This window comes from Pseudomonas pudica (assembly GCF_015680405.1).
GTDB classification, from domain to species: domain Bacteria; phylum Pseudomonadota; class Gammaproteobacteria; order Pseudomonadales; family Pseudomonadaceae; genus Aquipseudomonas; species Aquipseudomonas pudica.
In genome coordinates, this window is sequence record NZ_JADLJS010000010.1 from 26,332 (window position 1) to 50,805 (window position 24,474).

General features: G+C 61.2%; 25 protein-coding genes. 19 read left to right on the forward strand and 6 right to left on the reverse strand.

The window, feature by feature from the left end; all coding sequences use genetic code 11:
- Window positions 1-77: 77 nt before the first annotated feature.
- Window positions 78-734, reverse strand: a complete 657-nt coding sequence (locus tag IRZ77_RS10040) for an alpha/beta hydrolase (RefSeq protein ID WP_108480652.1) — start codon at window positions 732-734, stop codon at window positions 78-80.
- A gap of 331 nt (window positions 735-1,065) precedes the next feature.
- On the opposite strand from IRZ77_RS10040, the gene IRZ77_RS10045 reads away from it, so the two are divergent.
- From IRZ77_RS10045 to IRZ77_RS10060, 4 genes are all read left to right on the forward strand, one after another.
- Entirely contained in the window at window positions 1,066-2,094 is a 1,029-nt protein-coding gene (locus IRZ77_RS10045; RefSeq protein WP_046616498.1) for an amino acid ABC transporter substrate-binding protein, read from the forward strand.
- A gap of 67 nt (window positions 2,095-2,161) precedes the next feature.
- Window positions 2,162-3,340 carry an amino acid ABC transporter permease gene (locus IRZ77_RS10050; RefSeq protein WP_196173459.1) on the forward strand — a complete coding sequence of 393 codons (1,179 nt, stop codon included), beginning with the start codon at window positions 2,162-2,164 and terminating at the stop codon, window positions 3,338-3,340.
- 10 nt (window positions 3,341-3,350) lie between these two features.
- Window positions 3,351-4,448, forward strand: coding sequence for an amino acid ABC transporter permease (locus tag IRZ77_RS10055; RefSeq protein ID WP_046616500.1), 1,098 nt, complete (start codon window positions 3,351-3,353; stop codon window positions 4,446-4,448).
- A 10-nt stretch (window positions 4,449-4,458) separates the two neighbouring features.
- Window positions 4,459-5,223, forward strand: a complete 765-nt coding sequence (locus IRZ77_RS10060) for an amino acid ABC transporter ATP-binding protein (RefSeq protein ID WP_003251792.1) — start codon at window positions 4,459-4,461, stop codon at window positions 5,221-5,223.
- Window positions 5,224-5,347: 124 nt separating this feature from the next.
- Here the strand turns inward: IRZ77_RS10060 and algW are convergent, their stop codons facing one another.
- Window positions 5,348-6,508: a Do family serine endopeptidase AlgW gene (gene algW / locus IRZ77_RS10065; protein ID WP_046616502.1), complete on the reverse strand. Its 1,161-nt coding sequence runs from the start codon at window positions 6,506-6,508 to the stop codon at window positions 5,348-5,350.
- A gap of 168 nt (window positions 6,509-6,676) precedes the next feature.
- Between algW and IRZ77_RS10070 the strand changes: the two genes are divergently transcribed.
- The 4 genes from IRZ77_RS10070 to IRZ77_RS10085 all read left to right on the forward strand — a co-directional run bounded on the left by IRZ77_RS10070 (window position 6,677) and on the right by IRZ77_RS10085 (window position 11,044).
- The gene (locus IRZ77_RS10070) at window positions 6,677-7,435 is read left to right on the forward strand and encodes a Nif3-like dinuclear metal center hexameric protein (RefSeq protein ID WP_046616503.1); all 759 of its coding nucleotides are present in this window, start codon (window positions 6,677-6,679) and stop codon (window positions 7,433-7,435) included.
- Between the two features lie 242 nt (window positions 7,436-7,677).
- Entirely contained in the window at window positions 7,678-8,595 is a 918-nt protein-coding gene (gene cysD / locus IRZ77_RS10075; RefSeq protein ID WP_013974136.1) for a sulfate adenylyltransferase subunit CysD, read from the forward strand.
- 15 nt (window positions 8,596-8,610) lie between these two features.
- Window positions 8,611-10,512: a sulfate adenylyltransferase subunit CysN gene (gene cysN / locus IRZ77_RS10080; protein ID WP_046616504.1), complete on the forward strand. Its 1,902-nt coding sequence runs from the start codon at window positions 8,611-8,613 to the stop codon at window positions 10,510-10,512.
- Window positions 10,513-10,669: 157 nt separating this feature from the next.
- Entirely contained in the window at window positions 10,670-11,044 is a 375-nt protein-coding gene (locus IRZ77_RS10085) for a tail fiber domain-containing protein (protein ID WP_052970536.1), read from the forward strand.
- Window positions 11,045-11,213: 169 nt separating this feature from the next.
- Here IRZ77_RS10085 and IRZ77_RS10090 read toward each other — a convergent pair whose 3' ends face one another.
- Complete coding sequence (locus tag IRZ77_RS10090; protein ID WP_016498026.1) at window positions 11,214-11,693, reverse strand: Lrp/AsnC family transcriptional regulator; 480 nt, start codon at window positions 11,691-11,693, stop codon at window positions 11,214-11,216.
- A 127-nt stretch (window positions 11,694-11,820) separates the two neighbouring features.
- On the opposite strand from IRZ77_RS10090, the gene IRZ77_RS10095 reads away from it, so the two are divergent.
- Window positions 11,821-13,017 (forward strand): methionine gamma-lyase, encoded by a 1,197-nt coding sequence (locus tag IRZ77_RS10095; RefSeq protein ID WP_196173461.1) that lies wholly within the window; start codon window positions 11,821-11,823, stop codon window positions 13,015-13,017.
- A gap of 144 nt (window positions 13,018-13,161) precedes the next feature.
- On the opposite strand, the gene IRZ77_RS10100 is transcribed toward IRZ77_RS10095, so the two are convergent.
- A complete protein-coding gene (locus tag IRZ77_RS10100; protein ID WP_025340565.1) occupies window positions 13,162-13,599 on the reverse strand; it encodes a YhcB family protein in 438 nt (145 codons plus the stop codon).
- Between the two features lie 135 nt (window positions 13,600-13,734).
- Here IRZ77_RS10100 and IRZ77_RS10105 point away from each other — a divergent pair, with 135 nt between their 5' ends.
- From IRZ77_RS10105 to zapE, 3 genes are all read left to right on the forward strand, one after another.
- Window positions 13,735-14,370, forward strand: a complete 636-nt coding sequence (locus IRZ77_RS10105) for an alpha/beta hydrolase (protein WP_085601201.1) — start codon at window positions 13,735-13,737, stop codon at window positions 14,368-14,370.
- Window positions 14,371-14,395: 25 nt separating this feature from the next.
- A complete protein-coding gene (locus IRZ77_RS10110; protein ID WP_046616508.1) occupies window positions 14,396-15,745 on the forward strand; it encodes a tryptophan--tRNA ligase in 1,350 nt (449 codons plus the stop codon).
- 164 nt (window positions 15,746-15,909) lie between these two features.
- A complete protein-coding gene (gene zapE / locus IRZ77_RS10115; protein WP_046616509.1) occupies window positions 15,910-17,004 on the forward strand; it encodes a cell division protein ZapE in 1,095 nt (364 codons plus the stop codon).
- A 33-nt stretch (window positions 17,005-17,037) separates the two neighbouring features.
- Here zapE and IRZ77_RS10120 read toward each other — a convergent pair whose 3' ends face one another.
- Both IRZ77_RS10120 and IRZ77_RS10125 read right to left on the reverse strand, forming a co-directional pair.
- The gene (locus IRZ77_RS10120; protein WP_075047039.1) at window positions 17,038-17,958 is read right to left on the reverse strand and encodes a GlxA family transcriptional regulator; all 921 of its coding nucleotides are present in this window, start codon (window positions 17,956-17,958) and stop codon (window positions 17,038-17,040) included.
- Window positions 17,959-18,261: 303 nt separating this feature from the next.
- Complete coding sequence (locus IRZ77_RS10125) at window positions 18,262-19,302, reverse strand: NADP(H)-dependent aldo-keto reductase (protein WP_046616510.1); 1,041 nt, start codon at window positions 19,300-19,302, stop codon at window positions 18,262-18,264.
- Window positions 19,303-19,559: 257 nt separating this feature from the next.
- Between IRZ77_RS10125 and rplM the strand changes: the two genes are divergently transcribed.
- The 7 genes from rplM to IRZ77_RS10160 all read left to right on the forward strand — a co-directional run bounded on the left by rplM (window position 19,560) and on the right by IRZ77_RS10160 (window position 24,426).
- Window positions 19,560-19,988 (forward strand): 50S ribosomal protein L13, encoded by a 429-nt coding sequence (gene rplM, locus IRZ77_RS10130; RefSeq protein ID WP_003260798.1) that lies wholly within the window; start codon window positions 19,560-19,562, stop codon window positions 19,986-19,988.
- A gap of 14 nt (window positions 19,989-20,002) precedes the next feature.
- On the forward strand, window positions 20,003-20,395 hold the full coding sequence (gene rpsI / locus IRZ77_RS10135) for a 30S ribosomal protein S9 (protein WP_003260797.1): 393 nt from the start codon (window positions 20,003-20,005) through the stop codon (window positions 20,393-20,395).
- Between the two features lie 264 nt (window positions 20,396-20,659).
- Complete coding sequence (petA, locus tag IRZ77_RS10140; protein ID WP_015271723.1) at window positions 20,660-21,253, forward strand: ubiquinol-cytochrome c reductase iron-sulfur subunit; 594 nt, start codon at window positions 20,660-20,662, stop codon at window positions 21,251-21,253.
- The gene (locus IRZ77_RS10145) at window positions 21,253-22,464 is read left to right on the forward strand and encodes a cytochrome b (protein WP_025340560.1); all 1,212 of its coding nucleotides are present in this window, start codon (window positions 21,253-21,255) and stop codon (window positions 22,462-22,464) included. Before petA ends, IRZ77_RS10145 begins: the two co-directional genes overlap by 1 nt.
- Window positions 22,464-23,243, forward strand: a complete 780-nt coding sequence (locus IRZ77_RS10150; protein ID WP_046616512.1) for a cytochrome c1 — start codon at window positions 22,464-22,466, stop codon at window positions 23,241-23,243. Before IRZ77_RS10145 ends, IRZ77_RS10150 begins: the two co-directional genes overlap by 1 nt.
- Window positions 23,244-23,360: 117 nt before the next feature.
- Window positions 23,361-23,984: a glutathione S-transferase N-terminal domain-containing protein gene (locus IRZ77_RS10155; RefSeq protein WP_085601202.1), complete on the forward strand. Its 624-nt coding sequence runs from the start codon at window positions 23,361-23,363 to the stop codon at window positions 23,982-23,984.
- 10 nt (window positions 23,985-23,994) lie between these two features.
- On the forward strand, window positions 23,995-24,426 hold the full coding sequence (locus IRZ77_RS10160) for a ClpXP protease specificity-enhancing factor (protein ID WP_046616515.1): 432 nt from the start codon (window positions 23,995-23,997) through the stop codon (window positions 24,424-24,426).
- Window positions 24,427-24,474 lie beyond the last annotated feature (48 nt).

The window sequence follows — 24,474 nt, forward strand, 5'->3', positions numbered from 1 at the left end:
AATGTACGCCGGGCAGTGTAATGCAAGATTCAGGCGCGGCGTAGTGGAATAGCCTTACAACTACATGCGGCCCTGGCTTATTGCAATTGCTTGCTCAGCCAGTCGTGGATGTCGTTCAACTCTTCCACCACCACTTCATGTTCCATCGGGTATTCGTGCCAGCGGGCGGCTACGCCCCAGGTATTCAGGTACTCGAAGGCGGTGCGGCCCATCGCGGGGATCACCACCGGGTCGTGCACGCCGTGCAGGCACAGGGCCGGGGTGCGTTGCTGGCAGGCGCTCAACTGATGCTGGTCGTTGAAGGTGGGGGCGTAGGTGGACAGGGCGATCACCCCACCCAGTGCTTCTTGCCACTTTATATAGGCAGTGTGCAGCACCACCGCGCCGCCCTGGGAGAAACCGGCCAGGAAGATCCGCGACAGGCTGATGCCTTTGGCCTGCTCGGCCTTGATCAGGGCAATGAGCTGCTCGGCCGATTCTTCCAGCTGCGCCTCGTCAATGGCGCGGGCCGGGGTCATGGCCTTGATGTCGTACCAGCTGGGCATGGCGTAGCCGCCGTTGATGGTTACCGGGCGGGTTGGAGCCTGGGGCATGACGAAACGGGTGCTGAGCAGGCGTTCCTGCATGAATTCGGCCACTGGTAGGAAGTCGTAACGGTCGGCACCCAGGCCGTGCAACCAGATCACACAGGCGTCTGCGGTTTTCTGCGGTTCGAGAATCAGCGGATTGGTCATGACTGCTCCGAAAGTGTGCGGGTCTTGTTATGGCGTGCGTGAAAAGAAGGCGCTGGAAATGATTGTCGGAAAAAGAATGTCGCAACGATACAACTTTCCCTACTTGACTTGCGCTTAAACGCTACAGCCAGAAATTTTGGTACGCGCTTTGCAATTCCACCAACGATGCAAAGGGCAGGCCGTGACGGTAACACCCTTTGCACGCGAAGGCTGTCACAGAACAGCCCATTGCGCCATTGACCCAATAACAAGCCAACACGGGTCGGATACGCCTCAAAAGGGTGCGGTGCAATTCCGGCTCGATACAACAAGAGCGATTTGGAGGTTGTGAATGAAGATGTTGAAAACCACCCTGGCAGTCCTGGCCGCTGCTGCCGCGCTGGGCGCCGTGAGCAACGCCCAGGCCGGCGCCACCCTCGATGCGGTAAAGAAGAAGGGCTTCGTCCAGTGTGGCGTGAGCGACGGTCTTCCAGGGTTCTCGGTACCTGATGCACAGGGCAAGATCATTGGTATCGACGCTGACGTCTGTCGCGCCGTGGCTGCCGCCGTGTTCGGCGATGCCACCAAGGTCAAGTTCAGCCAGCTCAACGCCAAGGAACGCTTCACCGCCCTGCAGTCGGGCGAAGTCGACGTGCTGTCTCGCAACACCACCTGGACCAGCTCGCGCGATGCGGGCATGGGCCTGGTATTCGCCGGTGTTACCTACTACGACGGCGTCGGCTTCCTGGTCAACAAGAAACTGGGTGTTTCCAGCGCCAAGGAACTCGATGGCGCGACCATCTGCATCCAGGCCGGTACCACCACCGAGCTGAACGTGTCGGACTTCTTCCGCGCCAATGGCCTGAAATATACCCCGATCACTTTCGATACCTCTGACGAAAGCGCCAAGTCGCTGGAGTCCGGTCGTTGCGACGTGCTGACCTCGGACAAGTCGCAGCTGTTCGCCCAGCGTTCCAAGCTGGCCGCGCCGGCCGACTACGTGGTACTGCCGGAAACCATTTCCAAGGAACCGCTGGGCCCGGTGGTGCGCAAAGGCGACGAGGAATGGTTCAGCATCGTCAAGTGGACCCTGTTCGCCATGCTCAACGCCGAAGAGGCGGGCATCACCTCGAAGAACGTAGAGGCCGAGGCCAAAGGCACCAAGAACCCGGACGTCGCCCGCCTGCTGGGTGCGGACGGCGAGTACGGCAAGGACCTCAAGCTGCCCAAGGACTGGGTAGTGCAGATCGTCAAGCAAGTCGGTAACTACGGCGAAGTGTTCGAGAAGAACCTGGGCCAAAGCACCGACCTGAAGATCGACCGTGGCATGAACGCCCTGTGGAACAACGGCGGCATCCAGTACGCGCCACCTGTGCGCTGATGGCTGCACCCTGCGGCGGCATCCCGCCGCCGCAGGCTGTTCGGAACCCTACTGTCCGGGGCACTTCATGCAAAATCGAATCGGCGCACAAAAGGGTTTATCCCTGAGCGATCCACGTGTGCGCGCGTGGCTGTTCCAGATCCTCACGATAGTCTTCGTGGTCGGTCTGGGCTGGTATCTGTTCCACAACACGCAAACCAACCTGCAACACCGGGGCATCACCTCGGGCTTCGACTTCCTCGACCGCAGTGCCGGCTTCGGCATCGCCCAGCATCTGATCCCCTACGTGGAATCCGACAGCTATGCGCGGGTGTTCGTCATCGGCCTGCTCAATACCTTGCTGGTGACCTTCATCGGCGTGGTACTGGCGACCATCCTCGGCTTCATCATCGGTGTGGCGCGGTTGTCGCCGAACTGGATGATCAACAAGCTGGCGACCGTGTATGTGGAAACCTTCCGCAACATCCCGCCGTTGCTGCAGATCCTGTTCTGGTACTTCGCAGTGTTCCTGACCCTGCCGGGACCGCGGGGCAGCATCAATATCGACGACACCTTCTTCATCAGCAACCGTGGCCTGAACATGCCCGGCGCATCCATGGCCGAAGGCTTCTGGCCGTTCGTCGTGGCGCTGGTCCTGGCGCTGCTGGCCATCGTGGCGATGGTGCGCTTTGCCAACAAGCGCTTCGACGAGACCGGCGTGCCGTTCCACAAGTTCTGGGTGGGGCTGGCAATCTTCATCGCCATTCCGGGCGTTTGTGCACTGCTGTTCGGCAGCCCTGTGCACTGGGAAGTGCCGCAATTGAAAGGATTCAACTTCGTCGGTGGCTGGGTACTGATCCCCGAGTTGCTGGCGCTGACCCTGGCGTTGACCATCTATACCGCTGCGTTCATCGCCGAGATCGTGCGCTCTGGTATCCGTTCGGTCAGCCATGGCCAGACCGAGGCCGCGCACTCGCTTGGCCTGCGCGAGGGCCCGACCCTGCGCAAGGTGATCATCCCCCAGGCACTGCGGGTGATCATCCCGCCGCTGACCAGCCAGTACCTGAACCTGGCGAAGAACTCATCGCTGGCAGCCGGTATCGGCTACCCGGAGATGGTCTCGCTGTTCGCCGGTACCGTGCTCAACCAGACCGGCCAGGCTATCGAGGTGATCGCCATCACCATGATTGTCTATCTCGCCATCAGCATCAGCATTTCGCTGCTGATGAACTGGTACAACAAGCGCATTGCGCTGATCGAGCGGTGAGGATACGCCCGTGAATGCCCATGTTTTCAAACCCGACATGCCGCCACCGGTGAAAACCGTCGGCGTGCTCGCATGGATGCGTGCCAATCTGTTCTCCAGCTGGCTCAACACGCTGCTGACCCTGTTTGCCATCTACCTGGTATGGCTGATCGTGCCTCCGCTGCTGCAGTGGGCGTTGCTTGACGCCAACTGGGTCGGCACCACACGCGCCGACTGCACCAAGGAGGGCGCCTGCTGGGTGTTCGTGCAGCAGCGCTTCGGCCAGTTCATGTATGGCTACTACCCGGCCGAGTTGCGCTGGCGCGTGGACCTCACCGTGTGGCTTGCCGTGCTTGGCGCCGCGCCGCTGTTCATCAAGCGTTTCCCACGCAAGGCCTTCTACGGCCTGGGCTTCCTGGTGCTGTACCCGCTGCTGGCCTACACCCTCCTGCACGGGGGCGTGCTGGGCCTGGAAAACGTACCGACCAGCCAGTGGGGCGGGCTGATGCTGACCCTGGTGATCGCCACCGTGGGCATTGTCGGCGCATTGCCGCTGGGCATCCTGCTGGCCTTGGGGCGGCGCTCGAAGATGCCGGCGGTGAAGGTGGTATGCGTGACCTTCATCGAGTTCTGGCGTGGCGTGCCGCTGATCACCGTGCTGTTCATGTCATCGGTGATGCTGCCGTTGTTCCTGCCTGAGGGCATGAGCTTCGACAAGCTGTTGCGGGCGATGATCGGCGTGATCCTGTTCCAGTCGGCGTACATCGCCGAGGTGGTGCGTGGTGGCCTGCAGGCCATCCCCAAGGGCCAGTACGAAGCTGCCGCGGCCATGGGCCTGGGCTACTGGCGGGCGATGGGCCTGGTGATTCTGCCGCAGGCGCTCAAGCTGGTGATCCCCGGCATCGTCAACACCTTCATTGCCTTGTTCAAGGACACCAGCCTGGTGATCATCATCGGCCTGTTCGACCTGCTGAACAGCGTCAAGCAAGCCGCCGCCGACCCGGCCTGGCTGGGCATGGCCACCGAGGGCTACGTGTTCGCCGCCCTGGTGTTCTGGATTTTCTGTTTCGGTATGTCCCGCTACTCCATGCATCTGGAGCGCAAGCTGGACACTGGCCACAAGCGTTAGGAGTTTCGAAATGAGTGAAGCGATCAAGCAGCCTGCCGGCCCCGAAGGCATCATCCAGATGCAGGGCGTGAACAAGTGGTACGGCCAGTTCCATGTGCTCAAGGACATCAACCTGAACGTGCGCCAGGGCGAGCGCATCGTGCTGTGCGGGCCGTCCGGCTCGGGCAAATCCACCACCATCCGTTGCCTCAACCGCCTGGAAGAGCACCAGCAGGGGCGCATCGTGGTCGATGGTGTGGAGCTGACCAACGATCTCAAGCAGATCGAGGCCATTCGCCGCGAAGTGGGCATGGTGTTCCAGCACTTCAATCTGTTCCCGCACCTGAGCATCCTGGAAAACTGCACCCTGGCGCCGATGTGGGTGCGCAAGATGCCACGGCGCAAGGCCGAGGAAATTGCCATGCACTATCTGGAGCGGGTGCGTATTCCGGAGCAGGCTCACAAGTACCCAGGGCAGTTGTCCGGTGGCCAGCAGCAGCGTGTGGCGATTGCCCGCGCGTTGTGCATGAAACCGAAAATCATGCTGTTCGACGAGCCGACCTCGGCGCTGGACCCGGAAATGGTCAAGGAAGTGCTCGATACCATGGTGGGCCTGGCCGAGGATGGCATGACCATGCTCTGCGTGACCCACGAGATGGGCTTTGCCCGGACCGTGGCGAACCGGGTGATCTTCATGGACAAGGGCGAGATCGTCGAGCAGGCGGCGCCGGATGACTTCTTCGACCGGCCGCGCAGTGACCGGACCAAGTTGTTCCTGAGCCAGATCCTGCATTGATGCAAAAGGGGCCGCTTTGCGGCCCATTTGCAGCACAAGGCTGCTCCTACAAAAGCGAATTTCGCCGCCTCTTGCAGGAGCAGCCTTGTGCTGCGAAGCAGCCCCTGGAGACCAGATCGAAGCCTTACTTCTCTTCCTTGGCGACTGCCGGCGCCGGTGGCGGCCGCAGCCCCACCTCGGCGATCAGCTTAAGCTGCTGCCCATTGCGCATCACTTCGATGGTGATCTTCTCGTTGGGCTTGATCCGCGCCACCTGGTTCATCGACTTGCGGCCGTCGCCGGCCGGCTCGCCGTTGATGCTCAGGATCACGTCACCCAGCTGCAGCCCGGCCTTGGCCGCCGGCCCTTCGCGGAAGATACCCGCCACCACGATGCCCGGGCGGTCCTTCATGCCGAACGATTCAGCCAGTTCCTGGCTCAGCGGCTGCACTTCGATGCCCAGCCAGCCACGGATCACCTGGCCGTGCTCGATGATCGACTTCATCACCTCCAGTGCCAGTTTCACCGGGATGGCGAAGCCGATGCCCTGTGAACCGCCGGACTTGGAGAAGATCGCCGTGTTGATACCGATCAGGTTGCCGTTGGCATCCACCAGCGCACCACCAGAGTTGCCCGGGTTGATCGCGGCGTCGGTCTGAATGAAGTCTTCGTAGTTGTTCAGGCCCAGCTGGTTGCGGCCAGTGGCGCTGATGATGCCCATGGTCACGGTCTGGCCGACCCCGAACGGGTTGCCGATGGCCAACGACACGTCGCCGATGTGAATGTTGTCGGAGCGGCCGATGGTGATCGCCGGCAGGCTCTTCAGGTCGATCTTCAGCACCGCAAGGTCGGTCTCCGGGTCGCTGCCGATGACCCGGGCCAGGGTTTCGCGGCCATCCTTCAGGGCTACGACGATCTGGTCGGCGCCGCTGGTGACGTGGTTGTTGGTCAGCAGGTAGCCCTCGGGGCTCATGATCACCGCCGAGCCCAGGCTTGATTCCCAGCGGCGCTGCTTGGGCAGGTTGTCACCGAAGAAACGGCGGAACTGCGGGTCTTCGAACAGCGGGTGGGCGCTCTTGTTCACCACCTTTGTGGTGTACAGGTTGACCACCGCCGGGGCGGCCAGGGTCACGGCGTCGGCGTAGGATACCGGGCCCTGCATGATCCGCGAGGTCTGCGGCGCCTGCTGCAGGTTGACGTCCTGGCTGGGGAGGCCGACCCACTCCGGGAAGCGCTGGATGATCAGCATGGCGATCAGTACGCCGGTAAGCAGGGGCCAGCCAAAATAACGCAAAGCCTTGAACATGAATGAATCCTGGAAAGAGCCGGGGACGGTGACCGTGCGGTGGGGCATGAGCGCGCGCGATCATACACCGGTTCCCCCAGTGCCGGCGACGGCCCATAATGGCCGGCATTATACGGGCGTTGCATGGGCGTTGTGCCCGAGAAAAACGCAGATTTCGAGGAGATTTTCATGGCCGTCGCTCTCAACACCCTGGTCGAGGAAGCCGAGCGTTACCTGAGCAGCGCGAAGATCCAGGATTATTGCCCCAATGGCCTGCAGGTCGAAGGCCGGCCGCAGGTCAGCCGAATCGTCAGCGGCGTTACCGCCAGCCAGGCGCTGCTGGATGCGGCGGTCGAGGCTGAGGCCGACCTGGTGCTGGTGCACCATGGCTACTTCTGGAAGGGTGAGAACCCTTGTATCACCGGCATCCGGCAGCGCCGGCTGAAGACCCTGTTGAACAACGACATCAGCCTGCTGGCGTTCCACCTGCCGCTGGATGTGCACCCGGACGTGGGCAACAACGTGCAACTGGCGCGGCAGCTGGACATCACCGTCGAAGGGCCGCTGGACCCGGAGAACCCCAAGGTGGTCGGCCTGGTCGGCTCGCTGGCCGAACCGATGACTGCGCTCGACTTTGCCCGACGGGTGCGTGAGGTGCTGGGGCGTGAGCCTCTGCTGGTCGAAGGTGAGCAGATGATTCGCCGGGTCGGCTGGTGCACGGGGGGCGGGCAGGGCTACATCGACACCGCGATCGCGGCCGGGGTAGACCTTTACCTGACCGGCGAGGCGTCGGAGCAGACCTACCATAGTGCTCGCGAGAATGGTGTCAGCTTCATTGCCGCCGGGCACCACGCCACCGAGCGGTATGGGGTGCAGGCGCTGGGGGATTACCTGGCGCGGCGCTTTGCCGTGGAGCACCTGTTCATCGATTGCCCGAACCCGATCTGACATCGGCGTCGCCTTCTTCGCGGGCGCGGCCCCCCCCCCCACGGGGGCCGGGGTCCCCGTGGGGGGGGGGGGGGCCCCGCGAAGGGCCGCAGAGCGGCCCCAATTCCAGCCCAAACCCCCAGTCATATCGTTAGACTTTTTCGATCTAGCCAGCCTCCTAAATAGAAGCAGCTGCTGTGATAAAGTGGCTCGCTCGAACACGGCCCGCAGGCCGTCCATAAGATCGTTTTTCGTGAGTAGCCATGGTCGACAAACTGACGCACTTGAAACAGCTGGAGGCGGAGAGCATCCACATCATCCGCGAGGTGGCCGCCGAGTTCGACAACCCGGTGATGCTGTACTCGATCGGCAAGGATTCCGCCGTGATGCTGCACCTGGCGCGCAAGGCCTTCTTCCCGGGCAAGCTGCCGTTCCCGGTGATGCACGTCGACACTCAGTGGAAATTCCAGGAGATGTACAGCTTCCGCGACAAGATGGTCGAGGAAATGGGCCTGGAGCTGATCACCCACGTCAACCCCGAGGGTGTGGCGCAGGGCATCAACCCGTTCACCCATGGCAGCTCCAAGCACACCGACATCATGAAGACCCAGGGCCTGAAGCAGGCGCTGGACAAGCATGGTTTCGATGCCGCCTTCGGTGGTGCGCGCCGCGACGAAGAGAAATCGCGGGCCAAGGAGCGCGTGTACTCGTTCCGTGACAGCAAGCACCGCTGGGACCCGAAGAACCAGCGCCCGGAACTGTGGAACGTTTACAACGGCAAGGTCAACAAGGGCGAGTCGATCCGCGTCTTCCCGCTGTCGAACTGGACCGAACTGGACATCTGGCAGTACATCTACCTCGAAGGCATCCCGATCGTGCCCCTGTACTTTGCCGCCGAGCGTGAAGTGATCGAGAAGAACGGCACCCTGATCATGATCGACGACGAGCGCATCCTCGAACATCTCACCGACGAAGAGAAAGCGCGCATCGTCAAGAAGAAGGTGCGTTTCCGTACCCTCGGCTGCTACCCATTGACGGGTGCTGTCGAGTCGGAAGCCGAGACCCTGACGGACATCATCCAGGAAATGCTCCTGACCCGTACGTCCGAACGCCAGGGCCGTGTCATCGACCACGATGGCGCCGGTTCCATGGAAGACAAGAAACGCCAAGGCTACTTCTAATTTCAGGGTTACTCCATGTCGCACCAATCTGATCTGATCAGCGAGGACATCCTCGCCTACCTGGCCCAGCACGAGCGCAAGGAACTGCTGCGCTTCCTGACCTGCGGCAACGTCGACGATGGCAAGAGCACCCTGATCGGGCGCCTGCTGCACGACTCGAAGATGATCTACGAGGACCACCTCGAGGCCATCACCCGTGATTCGAAGAAAGTCGGCACCACCGGGGAGGAAGTCGACCTGGCACTGCTGGTCGACGGTCTGCAGGCCGAGCGCGAGCAGGGCATCACCATCGATGTCGCCTACCGCTACTTCTCCACCGCCAAGCGCAAGTTCATCATTGCCGACACCCCAGGCCATGAGCAGTACACCCGCAACATGGCTACCGGTGCGTCCACCTGCGACCTGGCGATCATCCTGGTCGACGCCCGCTACGGCGTGCAGACCCAGACTCGCCGCCACAGCTACATTGCCTCGTTGCTGGGCATCAAGCATATCGTGGTCGCGGTCAACAAGATGGACCTCAAGGGCTTCGATCAGGATGTCTTCGAGTCGATCAAGGCCGACTATCTGAAGTTCGCCGAAGCCATCAAGCTGACCCCGAGCAGCCTGCATTTCGTGCCGATGTCGGCGCTCAAGGGCGACAACGTGGTCAACCATAGCGAGCGTTCGCCGTGGTACGCCGGCCCTACGCTGATGGAAATCCTCGAAACCGTCGAAGTGTCGGCCGACCGCAACTTCACCGACCTGCGCTTCCCGGTGCAGTACGTCAACCGTCCGAACCTGAACTTCCGTGGCTTCGCCGGCACCATCGCCAGCGGTGTGGTGCACAAGGGCGACGAAATCGTCGTGCTGCCGTCGGGCAAGAGCAGCCGCGTCAAGTCCATCGTCACCTACGAAGGCGAGCTGGAAAACGCAGGCCCTGGCCAGGCCGTGACCCTGACCATGGAAGACGAGATCGACATCTCCCGTGGCGACCTGCTGGTGCATGCCGACAACGTCCCGCCGGTCACCGACCAGTTCGACGCCATGCTGGTGTGGATGGCCGAGGAACCGATGCTCCCGGGCAAGAAATACGACATCAAGCGCGCCACCAGCTACGTACCGGGCTCGATTGCCAGCATCACCCACAAGGTTGATGTGAACACTCTGGAGCAGGGCGCTGCCAGCGCGCTACAGCTGAACGAAATCGGCCGCGTCAAGGTGTCCCTGGACGCCTCGATCGCTCTGGACGGTTACGACAGCAACCGCACTACTGGTGCGTTCATCGTCATCGACCGCCTGACCAATGGCACCGTTGGCGCTGGCATGATCATCGCCCCTCCAGTCCTGCCGCACGGCAGCACCGGCCATCATGGCAAGCTGTGCCATGTGGCCACAGAAGAGCGTGCCCTGCGCTTCGGCCAGCAGCCTGCCACCGTGTTGTTCAGCGGCCTGTCCGGCGCTGGCAAGAGCACGTTGGCCTACGCCGTGGAGCGCAAGCTGTTCGACATGGGCCGTGCGGTGTACGTGCTCGACGGCCAGAACCTGCGCCACGACCTGAACAAGGGTTTGCCACAGGACCGCGCCGGCCGCACCGAGAACTGGCGCCGCGCCGCCCATGTGGCGCGCCAGTTCAACGAAGCCGGTCTGCTGACCCTGGCAGCGTTCGTGGCCCCGGATGCCGAAGGCCGCGAACAGGCCAAGGCGTTGATCGGCAAGGAGCGCCTGGTGACCGTTTACGTCCAGGCCTCGCCGCTGGCCTGCCGTGAGCGTGACCCGCAAGGCTTGTACGCTGCTGGTGGCGACAACATCCCGGGCGAAAGCTTCCCGTACGATGTGCCGCTGGACGCAGACCTTGTGATCGACACCCAGGCCACCAGCGTGGACGAGGGCGTGAAACAGGTGCTGGACGTGCTGCGTCAGCGTGGCGCGATCTAAGCGCCAGACTGCAAGAGAAAACCCGCTTCGGCGGGTTTTTTTATGGGGTAACTAGAGGCGCATTGCCTTTTCCTGCGCTAACAAGCAAGAAGTCCGACTATTGCGTAGAAGACCGTTCACTCACCCTGTGTGCTCCTACAATCAAGGAGACGCAACGGTGAAAATCACCAACCATTTTGCAGCATTGACACTGATATTGGCTGTTGGGTTATCGGGCTCGGCAAGTGCCGACTTGGGTTCCAAATGCTGCCCGTTCAGTGATGCACGCCTGAAGACGGATGTAAAGGAACTGCTGAATTCCACCGACACCCTGTTGAAGATTCACGGCGTGCGGATGAAGTGGAAAGAGTCCGGTCGAGATGATATCGGTGTGATCGCCCAGGATGTGCAGAAGATCTATCCGGAGCTGGTACATGAAAAGGACGGCCTGCTGACAGTGGATTACGAAAAGCTGGTTGCGCCGTTGATCGAATCTGTTCGCGAACTGGATCGTCGAATAACGGCTCTGGAAAAATCCAGCATCTCGCACTAGTCGCTGGACAGAGCAAGCCAGGCGCTGATCTGCGAGGAGTGCCTGGTGTTCGCTGTAACATTTCAAGCGTCTATCAGGTCGAGCACCATAAAAAACCGAAAAGTTGCCCTATAAAAAAATGTCGAGTCGAATCGGGCAACGAAGTGCCATTTCCGTGACGATAGTCAGTTCAAATATGTTTTTCCGATACCGGAATTACCCGCCGTTCCTTCACCGCCTTATAGGAAAAGCTCGAATAGATCTCCTTCACCCCCGGCAACCGCTGCAGCACTTCCCGGGTGAACTCCCCAAACGACTCCAGATCCCGCGCCAGAATCTCCAGCAAGAAGTCGTAGCGCCCGGAGATGTTGTGGCAGGCGACAATCTCGGGAATTTCCATCAGCCGCTGCTCGAACGCCAGCGCCATGTCCTTGGTGTGCGAGTCCATCATGATGCTGACGAACGCGGTCACGCCAAACCCCAGCGACTTGGGCGACAGGATGGCCTGGTAGCCGGTGATGTAGCCGTTGTCCTCCAGCAATTTGACCCGCCGCCAGCACGGCGAGGTGGTCAGCGCTACCTGGTCGGCAAGTTCGGCAACGGTGAGGCGGGCGTTGTCCTGCAGGGCAGCGAGCAGGGCGCGGTCGGTGCGGTCGAGGCTTGAAGGCATGTTTTGCCCTCCTGGTCCGGTAATTGTTGTTTTTGTTCCAGAAAGCACGCGTATGCGTGGGTCATTTTGGAAAAATTCGGGCAGCTCGGTGGCATAAGCTTATAGCAAACCACAAGAGGCTGTTGCCATGCGCGACTCCCATAACAACACCGGTTTTTCCACACGGGCCATTCACCATGGCTACGACCCGCTTTCCCACGGTGGCGCCCTGGTGCCGCCGGTGTACCAGACCGCTACTTATGCCTTCCCCACCGTGGAATACGGCGCTGCGTGCTTTGCCGGGGAGGAGCCTGGGCATTTCTACAGTCGCATCTCCAACCCTACCCTGGCCCTGCTGGAACAGCGCATGGCCTCGCTGGAGGGCGGTGAGGCGGGGTTGGCATTGGCGTCGGGCATGGGGGCCATCACCTCGACGATCTGGACCCTGCTGCGCCCCGGTGATGAGCTGATCGTCGGGCGTACTTTGTACGGCTGCACCTTTGCCTTCCTTCACCATGGCATTGGCGAATTCGGGGTGAAGATCCGCCATGTAGACCTGAACGATGCCAAAGCCCTGAAAGCGGCGATCAACAGCAAAACGCGGATGATCTATTTCGAAACGCCGGCCAACCCCAACATGCAGCTGGTGGATATCGCTGCGGTGGCCGAGGCGGTGCGCGGGCATGATGTGCATGTGGTGGTCGACAACACCTACTGCACACCCTACCTGCAGCGGCCGCTGGAGCTGGGGGCGGACCTGGTGGTGCATTCGGCGACCAAGTACCTCAGTGGCCACGGTGATATCACTGCCGGGCTGGTGGTGGGGCGCAAGGCGTTGGTCGACCGCATTCGCCTGGAAGGGCTGAAGGACATGACCGGGGCGGTGCTGTCGCCCCACGATGCAGCGCTGCTGATGCGCGGGATCAAGACCCTGGCCCTGCGCATGGACCGCCATAGTGCCAATGCCCAGCATGTGGCGGAGTTTCTGGCTCGGCAGCCGCAGGTGGAGCTGATTCACTACCCGGGGTTGCCGTCGTTTGCCCAGTACGAGCTGGCGCAGCGGCAGATGCGTTTGCCGGGCGGGATGATCGCATTCGAGCTCAAAGGGGGTATCGAGGCCGGGCGCAGGTTCATGAATGCCCTGCAACTGTTTGCCCGGGCGGTGAGCTTGGGCGATGCCGAGTCACTGGCGCAGCACCCGGCGAGCATGACCCATTCCAGCTATACGCCGCAGGAGCGGGCGCATCACGGGATATCGGAGGGGCTGGTGCGCTTGTCGGTGGGGTTGGAAGATGTGGAGGACCTGCTGGCGGATGTCGAGCAGGCGCTGGAGGCTTGCAGCTAGGTTGCCCGGGCCGGTCTCTTCGCGGGTCAGGCGTAGTATTTGAAACCTGCGCCGACCCTGTAGGAGCGGGTTCACCCTCGAAGAGGCCAGTGAATCCAGCCCACAAAAAAGGCCTCTTGCGAGGCCTTGTTCATGTTCGGCAGATCAGCGCTTGAGCCCGTAGCTCTCGTCGAGCATGCCCGGCGAGTTCGGCGCTTTCGGCGCGTAGTCGCGCGGCACTTCGGCGGTGTCTTTCGGAGGGGTCAGGCGGTCACGTGGGCCCTGGCTGCCTTCGGAATGCAGGGCGGCCAGCAGGCGCTGACGGGTCACGTCGTCGAGGGCCAAGGTATTGGCGCCGTCGGCCAGGTGATCCTGGACGTCCTGGTAGCTCTGGGTCAGTTTCTTGACCAGCACGGCAGTGCTGTTGAAGTGGGTGACCACTTCGTTCTGGTAGCTGTCGAAACGCTTCTGGATATCATCCAGCTGACGCTGGGTGCTGCTCGGCGCGGCATTGGGCAGCAGGCGAGCGACGACGAAACCGACCACCACGCCGATGACCAGGGCCAGGGTCGGCAACAACCAAACAAGGAGCGAGAGTTCCACGAGTCCTTCCTCTATAAACGGCTTTGCTTTACGTTAACGGCTCAGACCTGCGCTGTATACCGCGAGCGATCGCAAATCAGAACAGAATTCCTCACCTAGACGAATCGACCCCTCCCGAGGTCACGGAGTAGTGCCTTGCTTGTCCGCGAAACCCCCTTGTTCATCGATGGCCCCAGCGGCCAGCTGGAAGCCTTGTATCTGGATGTGGCCAACGCACGTGGTGCGGTGCTGATCTGCCACCCCAACCCTGTCCAGGGCGGCACCATGCTCAACAAGGTGGTCTCGACCCTGCAACGCACTGCCCGTGATGCCGGTTACGTGACATTGCGGTTCAACTATCGTGGCGTCGGGCAGAGCGCCGGCACCCATGACATGGGCGCTGGCGAGGTGGACGATGCCGAGGCCGCTGCGGCCTGGCTGCGCGAAAAGCATCTGGGCCTGCCGCTGGTGCTGATGGGCTTCTCGTTCGGTGGCTTCGTCGCCATCAGCCTGGCCGGCCGCCTGGAGGCCGCCGGGGTAGAGCTGCAGCAGCTGTTCATGATCGCCCCGGCGGTCATGCGCCTGACGGCGGAATTCCCCTTGCCGCAGCGCTGCCCGATTACCGTGGTGCAGCCGGACGCCGACGAAGTCGTCGCGCCGCAGCTGGTTTACGATTGGTCCGACAGCCTGTCGCGCCCCCATGAGCTGCTGAAAGTGGCAGAATGCGGACACTTCTTCCATGGCAAGCTGACCGATCTGAAGGATCTGCTGCTGCCGCGCCTTTCGAACTGAGCCAAGCCTGAATAAGCGAACACCCATGACCACGCGCATTCTTACCGGTATCACCACCACCGGCACTCCGCACCTGGGCAACTACGCCGGCGCCATCCGCCCGGCGATCCGTGCCAGCCAGCAGCCCGGTGTCGACTCGTTCTACTTCCTGGCCGACTACCACGCCCTGATCAAGTGCGACGACCCGTTGCGCATCCAGCGTTCGCGCCTGGAAATCGCCGCCACTTGGCTGGCCGGTGGTCTCGATCCGGACAAGGTCACCTTCTACCGCCAGTCCGATATCCCGGAAATCCCCGAGCTGACCTGGCTGCTGACCTGCGTCAGCGCCAAGGGCCTGCTCAACCGCGCGCACGCCTACAAGGCCTCGGTGGACAAGAACCTGGAAAACGGCGAAGACCCGGATGCCGGCGTGACCATGGGCCTGTACAGCTACCCGGTGCTCATGGCCGCGGACATCCTGATGTTCAACGCCAACAAGGTGCCTGTCGGCCGTGACCAGATCCAGCACGTGGAAATGGCCCGCGACATTGGCCAGCGTTTCAACCACCTGTTCGGCCAGGGCAAGGACTTCTTCGCCCTGCCGGAAGCGGTGATCGAGGAGAGCGTGGCGACCCTGCCGGGCCTGGACGGGCGCAAGATGTCCAAGAGCTACGACAACACCATCCCGCTGTTCACCAGCGCCAAGGAAATGAAAGACGCCATCTCGCGCATCGTCACCGACTCGCGTGCGCCTGGCGAAGCGAAAGACCCGGACAACGCGCATCTGTTCACCCTGTACCAGGCCTTCTCGACGCCGGCGCAGTGCGCCGAGTTCCGTGAAGAGCTGCTACAGGGCCTGGGTTGGGGGGAGGCCAAGCAGCGCCTGTTCCAGCTGCTGGACGGCCAGTTGGCCGAGAAGCGCGAGTACTACCATCAGCTGATCGCCCGCCCGGCGGACCTGGAAGATATCCTGCTGGCCGGTGCCGCCAAAGCCCGCAAGATCGCCACGCCGTTCCTCGAGCAGCTGCGCGAGGCCGTTGGCCTGCGTTCGTTCCGCAGCAGCGTGCAGGCCAGCACCGAAGTGAAGAAAAAGGCCGCCAAGAGCGCGCGTTTCGTCAGCTTCCGCGATGAAGACGGCAGCTTCCGCTTCCGCCTGCTGGCCGCTGACGGTGAACAACTGCTGCTTTCGCGCAGTTTCGCCGACGGCAAGAGCGCCGGCGCCGTTAGCAAGCAGTTGCAGCAAGGTGGCGAGGCGGATGTGCGCGTCGAAGGCCTGGGCTTCGGCCTGTGGCTGAACGGCGAACAAGTTGCCGACGGGCCGCAGTTCGACAGCGCCGAAGCCCGTGATTCAGCCATCGAAAGCCTGCGTGCAGCGCTTGCGCCTCAACCGGACTGAGGCATTTCGCCTGTAGGAGCGGGTTTACCCGCGAACACCGGCAAAGCTGGTGCCATCCAGCACTTTGTTGGTCTGGATGAGGCATATTGACGCAAGTCTGATTGCCATTAAGCGGGCCTGTCGCTACAGTGACGGCCCGTTTTTTGTTGCCTCGCTAACGAATCATGACGCCCCTAGAACGATATCAAGCAGATCTGAAACGTCCCGACTTCTTCCATGACGCGGCGCAGGAAACAGCGGTGCGTCACCTGCAGCGCCTGTACGACGACCTGGTGCACGCGCAGAACAACAAGCCGGGCGTGTTCGGCAAGCTGTTCGGCAAGAAGGAGCAGACCCCGGTCAAGGGCCTGTACTTCTGGGGTGGGGTAGGGCGCGGCAAGACTTACCTGGTCGATACCTTCTTCGAGGCGCTGCCGTTCAAGCAGAAGATGCGTACGCACTTCCACCGCTTCATGAAGCGTGTGCACGAGGAAATGAAAACCCTCAAGGGCGAGAAGAACCCGCTGACCATCATTGCCAAGCGCTTCAGTGAAGAAGCCAAGGTGATCTGCTTCGATGAATTTTTCGTGTCGGACATTACCGACGCGATGATCCTCGGCACCCTGATGGAAGAGTTGTTCAAGAACGGCGTATCGCTGGTGGCTACTTCCAACATCGTGCCGGACGGCCTGTACAAGGACGGCCTGCAGCGCGCGCGCTTCCTGCCGGCCATTGCCATGATCAAGCAGTACACCGATGTGGTGAACGTCGACAGCGGGGTCGACTACCGCCTGCGTCACCTGGAGCAGGCCGAGTTGTACCATTACCCGCTCGATGAGGCTGCGCACCAGAGCCTGCGCGCAAGCTTCAAGGCGCTGACCCCTGAATGCACCCAGGCGGTCGAGAACGACGTGCTGATGATCGAGAATCGCCCGATCAATGCCCTGCTTACCTGTGACGACGTGGCCTGGTTCGACTTCCGCGCCCTGTGCGACGGCCCCCGCAGCCAGAACGACTACATCGAACTGGGCAAGATTTTCCATGCCGTGCTGTTGAGCAACGTCGAGCAGATGGGCGTCACTACCGACGACATCGCCCGCCGCTTCATCAACATGGTGGACGAGTTCTACGACCGCAACGTCAAGCTGATCATCTCGGCCGAAGTGGAGCTGAAGGACCTGTATACCGGTGGGCGCCTGGCGTTCGAGTTCCAGCGTACCCTGAGCCGCTTGCTGGAAATGCAGTCTCACGAGTTTCTGGCGCGGGCGCACAAGCCTTGACATTCCCGGGGCCGCAAAGCGGCCCCATTCGCCTCAAGCCTCTTGCATGAACTGTTGCCGATACTGGTTCGGCGACAGCTCGGTATGCTGGCGGAACAGCCGCGCAAAGAAACTGGCATCGTCATATCCGACCTCATAGCTGATGGTCTTGATGCTCTTGCGCGTACTCGACAACAAGCCCTTGGCCGTCTCGATCCGTAGCCGTTGCAGGTAGTGCAGCGGCTTGTCACCCGTCGCGCCCTGGAAGCGGCGCATGAAATTACGAATGCTCATGCCGTGGTTGCGGGCCACGTCCTCGAAGCGGAACTTGTCTGCGAAGTGTTCTTCCAGCCAGTGCTGGATCTGCAGGATGATCAGGTCCTGGTGCAGCTTCTGCCCGCCAAAGCCCATGCGCCCGGGGGTGTAGTTGCGCTGCACTTCGTAGAGGATGTCGCGGGATACGGCGCGGGCCACGTTGGCCCCACAGAAGCGTTCGATCAGGTAGATGTACAGGTCGCAGGCCGAGGTGGTGCCGCCGGCGCAGTACAGGTTGTCCGCGTCGGTCAGGTGCTTGTCCTGGTTCAGCCGGATCTTCGGAAAGCGTTCGGCAAAGCTGTTGAAGAAGCGCCAGTAGGTGGTTGCTTCCTTGCCGTCGAGCAGGCCGGACTCTGCCAACCAGAACACGCCACTGGCCTCGGCGCACAGCACAGCGCCACGGGCATGCTGTTCACGCAGCCACGGCAGCACCTGTGGATAACGTTGCAGCAGGTTGTCGAAGTCGTCCCAGAAGGCCGGGAGGATGATCACATCGGCGTCGTCCAGGCCGCCTTCGACTGGCAGCTGCACATTGCTGAAGCTGTCCACGGGCTGGCCGTCCGGGCTTACCAGGCGGATCTCGAACATGGGCTGAAGGCCCAGGCCCAGCTGCTTGCTGTAGCGCAAGCTGGCGAGGTGGAAGAAATCCTTGGCCTGCATCAAGGTCGAAGCGAACACCTTGTCAATGGCCAGGATGCTGACGCGCCGCAGCGACGCGGAGGGTTGGGTAAACATCATTGTCATTGTTCTTATAGGGTAGAGTGGTCAATCACCGGCTGGATCGTCTTATTTTTTGGCGATTGTGTCTAGCCTGTGCAAGAGAGGGTGAGTGCCAACCTGTAGGAGCAGCCTTGCTGCGAAGAGGCCGGGCTGAAGATTGCCTGCGCAAGCAATGGCCTCTTCGCAGCACAAGGCTGCTCCTGCAGGTGCCCCACAGGCCTTGAAGTGGGCACAGGGTCCGGCTCAAGGCGCTGGGTTCGGTTGCTCCTGGTGAATTGCCTCGATCGCCGCCAGTAGTTCATCACTGAGGTTCAGCTCGAGGCTGGCAAGGTTGCTGTCCAGTTGCTCGAGGCTGGTCGCACCAATGATGTTGCTGGTCACGAACGGCTGCCGGGTGACGAATGCCAGAGCCATCTGCGCCGGATCCAGGCCGTGCTCGCGGGCTAGTCGCACATAGCGGCTGCAGGCAGCCACGGTCTGTGGGTTGGAGTAGCGGGCAAAGCGGCTGAACAAGGTCAGGCGCGCGTTTTCCGGGCGTGCGCCGTTCTCGTATTTGCCGGAAAGCATGCCGAACGCCAGCGGCGAATAGGCCAGCAGGCCGCACTGTTCGCGGATGGCCACTTCTGCAAGGCCTACCTCGAAGCTGCGGTTGAGCAGGTTGTACGGGTTCTGGATCGACACCGCTCGCGGCCAGCCGCGGCTTTCGGCCAGTTGCAGGAACTTCATGGTGCCCCATGGCGTTTCGTTGGACAGGCCGATGTGGCGGATCTTGCCCGCGCGCACCTGCTCGTCGAGCACTTCGAGGGTTTCTTCCAGCGGGGTGAAGTGGTCCTGTGGCAGGTGCTGGTAGCCCAGCTTGCCGAAGAAGTTGGTGCTGCGCTCGGGCCAGTGCAGCTGGTACAGGTCGATGCGGTCGGTCTGCAGGCGCTTTAGGCTCTCGTCCAGCGCGGAGACGATGTGCTGGCGGTTGTGCTTGAGCTGGCCGTCGCGGATGTGGCTGATGCCATTGCCGGGACCGGCGACCTTGCTGGCCAGCACCCAGGCGTCGCGATCGCCATTGTCACGGAACCAGTTGCCGATGATGCGCTCGGTGGCGGCGTAGGTTTCGGGGCGGGGCGGCACCGGGTACATCTCGGCGGTGTCTATGAAGTTGACCCCGGCGGCCTTGGCTCGGGCAATCTGTTCGAAGGCCTCGGGCTGGACGTTCTGCTCGCCCCAGGTCATGGTGCCCAGGCACAGGGCGCTGACATTGAGGTCGGTACGGCCGAGCTGGCGGTATTCCATCGGATAGACACTCCTTGACAAAGAAGCCCATCAAAGCAGGTTGAAATTTTTCGCGCAATCTGGATAATTCGGCCCCTCTCCGTGTGGCGGAAGTGATGCACCACCACACAGGAAGAACCCCGTCGAACATTGGCGTGCCTGACCCGAGCCCCCAAAAGCGTCAGCGTTCGGCTGCGCGCTTGCCCTTGGCAAGCTGTGCACTATCCAGTAAGATTCGCCGTCTATTTTTCGCTGGGCGGCCTCTGAGGCTTTAGAGAATGAAAACTTTTACTGCTAAACCGGAAACAGTAAAGCGCGAGTGGTTCGTAGTCGACGCCGCTGGCCAGACCCTGGGTCGTCTGGCTACCGAAATCGCTAGCCGTCTGCGTGGCAAACACAAGCCAGAATACACCCCTCACGTTGACACCGGCGACTACATCGTCGTCATCAACGCCGAGCAGGTTCGAGTGACTGGTGCCAAGTCTTCCGACAAGATGTACTACTCCCACTCCGGTTTCCCGGGCGGTATCAAGGAAATCAACTTCGAGAAGTTGATCGCCAAGGCCCCTGAGCGTGTTATCGAAACTGCGGTCAAAGGCATGCTGCCGAAGAACCCGCTGGGTCGCGACATGTACCGCAAGCTGAAAGTGTACGCGGGTGCTGCTCACCCACACACTGCTCAGCAGCCTCAAGAACTGAAGATCTAACGGGATAGTTCATTATGTCGGCGACTCAAAACTACGGCACTGGCCGTCGCAAGACCGCAACCGCTCGCGTATTCCTGCGTCCGGGTACTGGTAACATTTCCATCAACAACCGTTCTCTGGACGTGTTCTTCGGTCGCGAAACCGCTCGCATGGTTGTTCGTCAGCCACTCGAGCTGACCGAAACCGTCGAGAAGTTCGACATCTACGTCACCGTTTCCGGTGGTGGTGTCAGCGGTCAGGCCGGTGCGATCCGTCACGGTATCACCCGCGCTCTGATGGAATACGACGAAACCCTGCGTGGCGCTCTGCGTCGTGCTGGCTACGTCACCCGCGACGCTCGTGAAGTCGAGCGTAAGAAAGTGGGTCTGCGTAAAGCGCGTAAGCGTCCTCAGTACTCCAAGCGTTAATACCGCTTCGGCAGTCGAAAAAAGCCCGGTTCCTTGGAACCGGGCTTTTTTTATGTCTTGGACTAACCTGTCAGCATGTCAGTGACCACTTGTCGCATAGACGCAGATCAAGCAAAGCGCGGGTAGTGCCCCATGGCTGGGGTATTCACCTTGTCAGTGTGTGGATTTGTTTCTTACCATGGCGACCAATTTTTAGCGCCACTGACACAACCTAAGTACAGGGTCTGGTTCAACAGGCCAAGCAAGCTGATGGGAGAGGACTGAATGAGCAATGACGGCGTCAACGCAGGCCGGCGCCGCTTCCTCGTAGCCGCGACATCTGTAGTCGGGGCAGCGGGGGCAGTGGGGGCTGCGGTACCGTTCGTGGGGTCATGGTTTCCCAGTGCCAAGGCGAAAGCCGCGGGTGCACCGGTGAAGGTCAATATCGCCAAGGTCGAGGCCGGGCAGCAGATGGTGGCCGAGTGGCGTGGCCAGCCGGTGTTCATCGTGCGGCGAACGGACGAGATCCTCGGTAACCTGAAAAAGGTCGTTGGCGACCTGGCTGACCCCGAGTCCAAGGCCTCGGTACAGCCCACCTACGTCGATCCGCAGGTTCGTTCGATCAAGCCGGAAATCCTCATTCTCGTCGGCCTGTGCACACACCTGGGTTGCTCGCCCACCTTCCGCCCGGAAGTCGCACCTGCCGATCTTGGCCCGAAATGGGTCGGTGGCTATTTCTGCCCGTGTCACGGCTCCCACTATGATCTGGCCGGCCGTGTCTACAAGTCGCAGCCGGCGCCTCTCAACCTGCCCGTGCCACCGCACTCTTACGAGTCGGACGAGATCGTCGTCATCGGCGTTGACCAGGAGAACGCATGATGAGCAAGTTCATGGACTGGATTGATGCTCGCTTCCCCGCCACCAAGATGTGGGAAGACCACCTGAGCAAGTATTACGCGCCCAAGAACTTCAACTTCCTCTACTTCTTCGGCTCCCTGGCGCTGCTGGTGCTGGTCAATCAGATCGTCACTGGTGTTTGGCTGACCATGAGCTTCACGCCCTCGGCGGAAGAGGCGTTCGCCTCGGTCGAGTACATCATGCGTGACGTGGAATACGGCTGGATCCTGCGCTACCTGCACTCCACCGGTGCATCTGCGTTCTTCATCGTGGTCTACCTGCACATGTTCCGCGGCCTGCTCTACGGCTCCTACCAGAAGCCGCGTGAACTGGTGTGGCTGTTCGGCATGCTGATCTACCTGGCGCTGATGGCCGAAGCCTTCATGGGCTACCTGCTGCCGTGGGGCCAGATGTCGTACTGGGGAGCCCAGGTGATCATCTCGCTGTTCGGCGCCATTCCGGTGATCGGTGGCGACCTCACCCAGTGGATTCGCGGTGACTACCTGATCTCGGGCATCACCCTGAACCGCTTCTTCGCCCTGCACGTGGTCGCCCTGCCGATCGTGATTCTCGGCCTGGTGGTGCTGCACATCCTCGCCCTGCACGAAGTGGGTTCGAACAACCCCGATGGCGTCGACATCAAGAAGAAAAAGGACGAAAACGGTATCCCGCTGGATGGCATCCCGTTCCACCCGTACTACACCGTCAAGGACATTGTCGGCGTGGTGGTATTCCTGTTCGTGTTCTGCGCCGTGGTGTTCTTCTTCCCGGAAATGGGCGGCTACTTCCTGGAGAAGCCTAACTTCGAGCAGGCCAACGCCTTCAAGACCCCGGAGCACATTGCGCCTGTGTGGTACTTCACACCGTTTTACGCGATCCTGCGTGCGGTGCCTGACAAGCTGATGGGCGTCATCGCCATGGGTGCGGCCATTGCCGTGCTGTTCGTACTGCCCTGGCTCGACCGCAGCCCGGTGCGTTCCATGCGCTACAAGGGCTGGATCAGCAAGCTCTTCCTGCTGGTGTTCTGCGTGGCCTTCGTCATCCTCGGCGTGCTGGGCGTACTGGCACCGACACCTGGGCGTACCTTGCTTTCGCAGGTGTGCACGGTGTTGTACTTCGCCTACTTCCTGCTTATGCCGTTCTACACAAGGCTCGAGAAGACCAAACCGGTTCCGGAAAGGGTGACTGGCTGATGAAAAAGTTGATTGCAGTATTTTTGCTGGCAGTGATGCCTGCCTTTTCCTTTGCGGCCGAAACGGGCCTGGAGCTGGACAAGGTCGACATCGACCTGACCGACAAGGCCGCCATGCAGGACGGTGCGCGTACTTTTGCCAACTATTGCATGGGCTGCCACAGTGCCAAGTTCCAGCGTTACGAGCGGGTGGCTGATGACTTGGGCATCCCCCACGAGCTGATGCTCGAGAAGCTGGTGTTCACCGGTGCCAAGATCGGTGACCACATGCAAATCGGCATGAAACCCAGTGACGCCAAGACCTGGTTCGGCGCTGCACCACCCGACCTGACCCTGGTAGCCCGGGTGCGTGGCACCGACTGGCTGTACACATACCTGCGCAGTTTCTATGAGGACCCGTCGCGGCCTTATGGGGTAAACAACAAGGTGTTCCCGAACGTCGGCATGCCCAACGTACTGGTTGGCCTGCAGGGCAACCAGCACATCGGCTGCAAACAGGTGCAGACCGTGGCCGATGGCAAGAAGCAATTCGACCCATTGACCGGCACCCCGATCACCCATGAAGCGTGCGACCAGCTGACCATTACACCGAATTCCGGTACCCTGACGACCGAGCAGTTCGACGAGAAGGTCAAGAACCTGGTGACCTTCCTGGCCTATTCGGCCAACCCGGTCAAACTGGAAAGCCAGCGCATCGGTACCTACGTGTTGCTGTATCTGGCTTTCTTCTTCGTATTCGCCTACTTGCTCAAGCGTGAATACTGGAAGGACGTGCACTGATCACGCAGTAGTTTCTGGTTGTTGAACGCGCCCGTGGTGGCCTGGCAGATCTGCCAGGTCACCACGGGCGCGTTTTCATTTACAGTTTCACAAGCATCCCGTGCGAGGAGGCGCTACATGGGCGCAACCAACAGGTTAGCCTGCTATTCCGACCCCGCTGATCACTATTCTCATCGGGTACGCCTTGTGCTGGCCGAGAAGGGTATCAGCGTGCAGGTCATCGATGTCGACCCCAGCCGCCTGCCGCCCAAGCTGGCCGAGGTGAACCCTTACGGCAGCGTGCCGACCCTGGTCGACCGTGACCTGGCGCTGTATGAATCGACCGTGGTGATGGAATACCTCGAGGAGCGTTATCCGCATCCGCCGCTGATGCCGGTGTACCCGGTTGCGCGGGGCAACAGCCGCTTGCTGATGCATCGCATCCAGCGTGACTGGTGCTCCCTGGCCGATACCGTGCTCGACTCGCGCAGCAGCGAGGCTGCCCGAGCCGAAGCGCGCAAGGAATTGCGTGAGAGCCTGACCGGGGTTTCGCCGTTGTTCGGCGAATTCGCCTGCTTCATGAGTGAGGAGCAAAGCCTGGTCGATTGTTGTCTATTGCCCATACTCTGGCGGTTGCCAGTGTTGGGCATCGAGCTGCCGCGGCAAGCCAAGCCGCTGCTGGATTACATGGAGCGGCAGTTCGCCCGCGAGCCTTTCCAGGCGAGCCTGTCCTCCGTAGAACGTGAAATGCGCAAGCTTTAAGGAGCCGTTGATGAACTCCAGTCGCCCCTATCTGGTTCGAGCACTGTACGAGTGGATCGTCGACAACGATTGCACGCCCCATATGCTGGTCAATGCCGAATTCCCAAAGGTACAGGTGCCGGACGGTTTCGCCAGTGATGGCCAGATCGTGTTGAACATCTCGCCAAGCGCCGTGCGCAGCCTGCACATGGACAACGACGCGGTCAGCTTCGAGGGCCGCTTCGGTGGCGTGGCTCACTCGCTGTTCGTGCCGGTTGGCGCCATTCTGGGTATCTACGCCCGCGAAAATGGCCAAGGTATGGTCTTCGAACTGGAGCCGCCCGTGATGGATGACGATGAGCCGGAAGATGATGATGTGCAGCCGGACGACAATGGCCCGCCAGAAGGTGGTGGCCAGCCGCCACGCCCGACTGGTCGACCAAGCCTGAAAGTGGTCAAGTAACAAAAAAGGCGATCCAACCGGATCGCCTTTTTTGTTGCTGCCAACCCT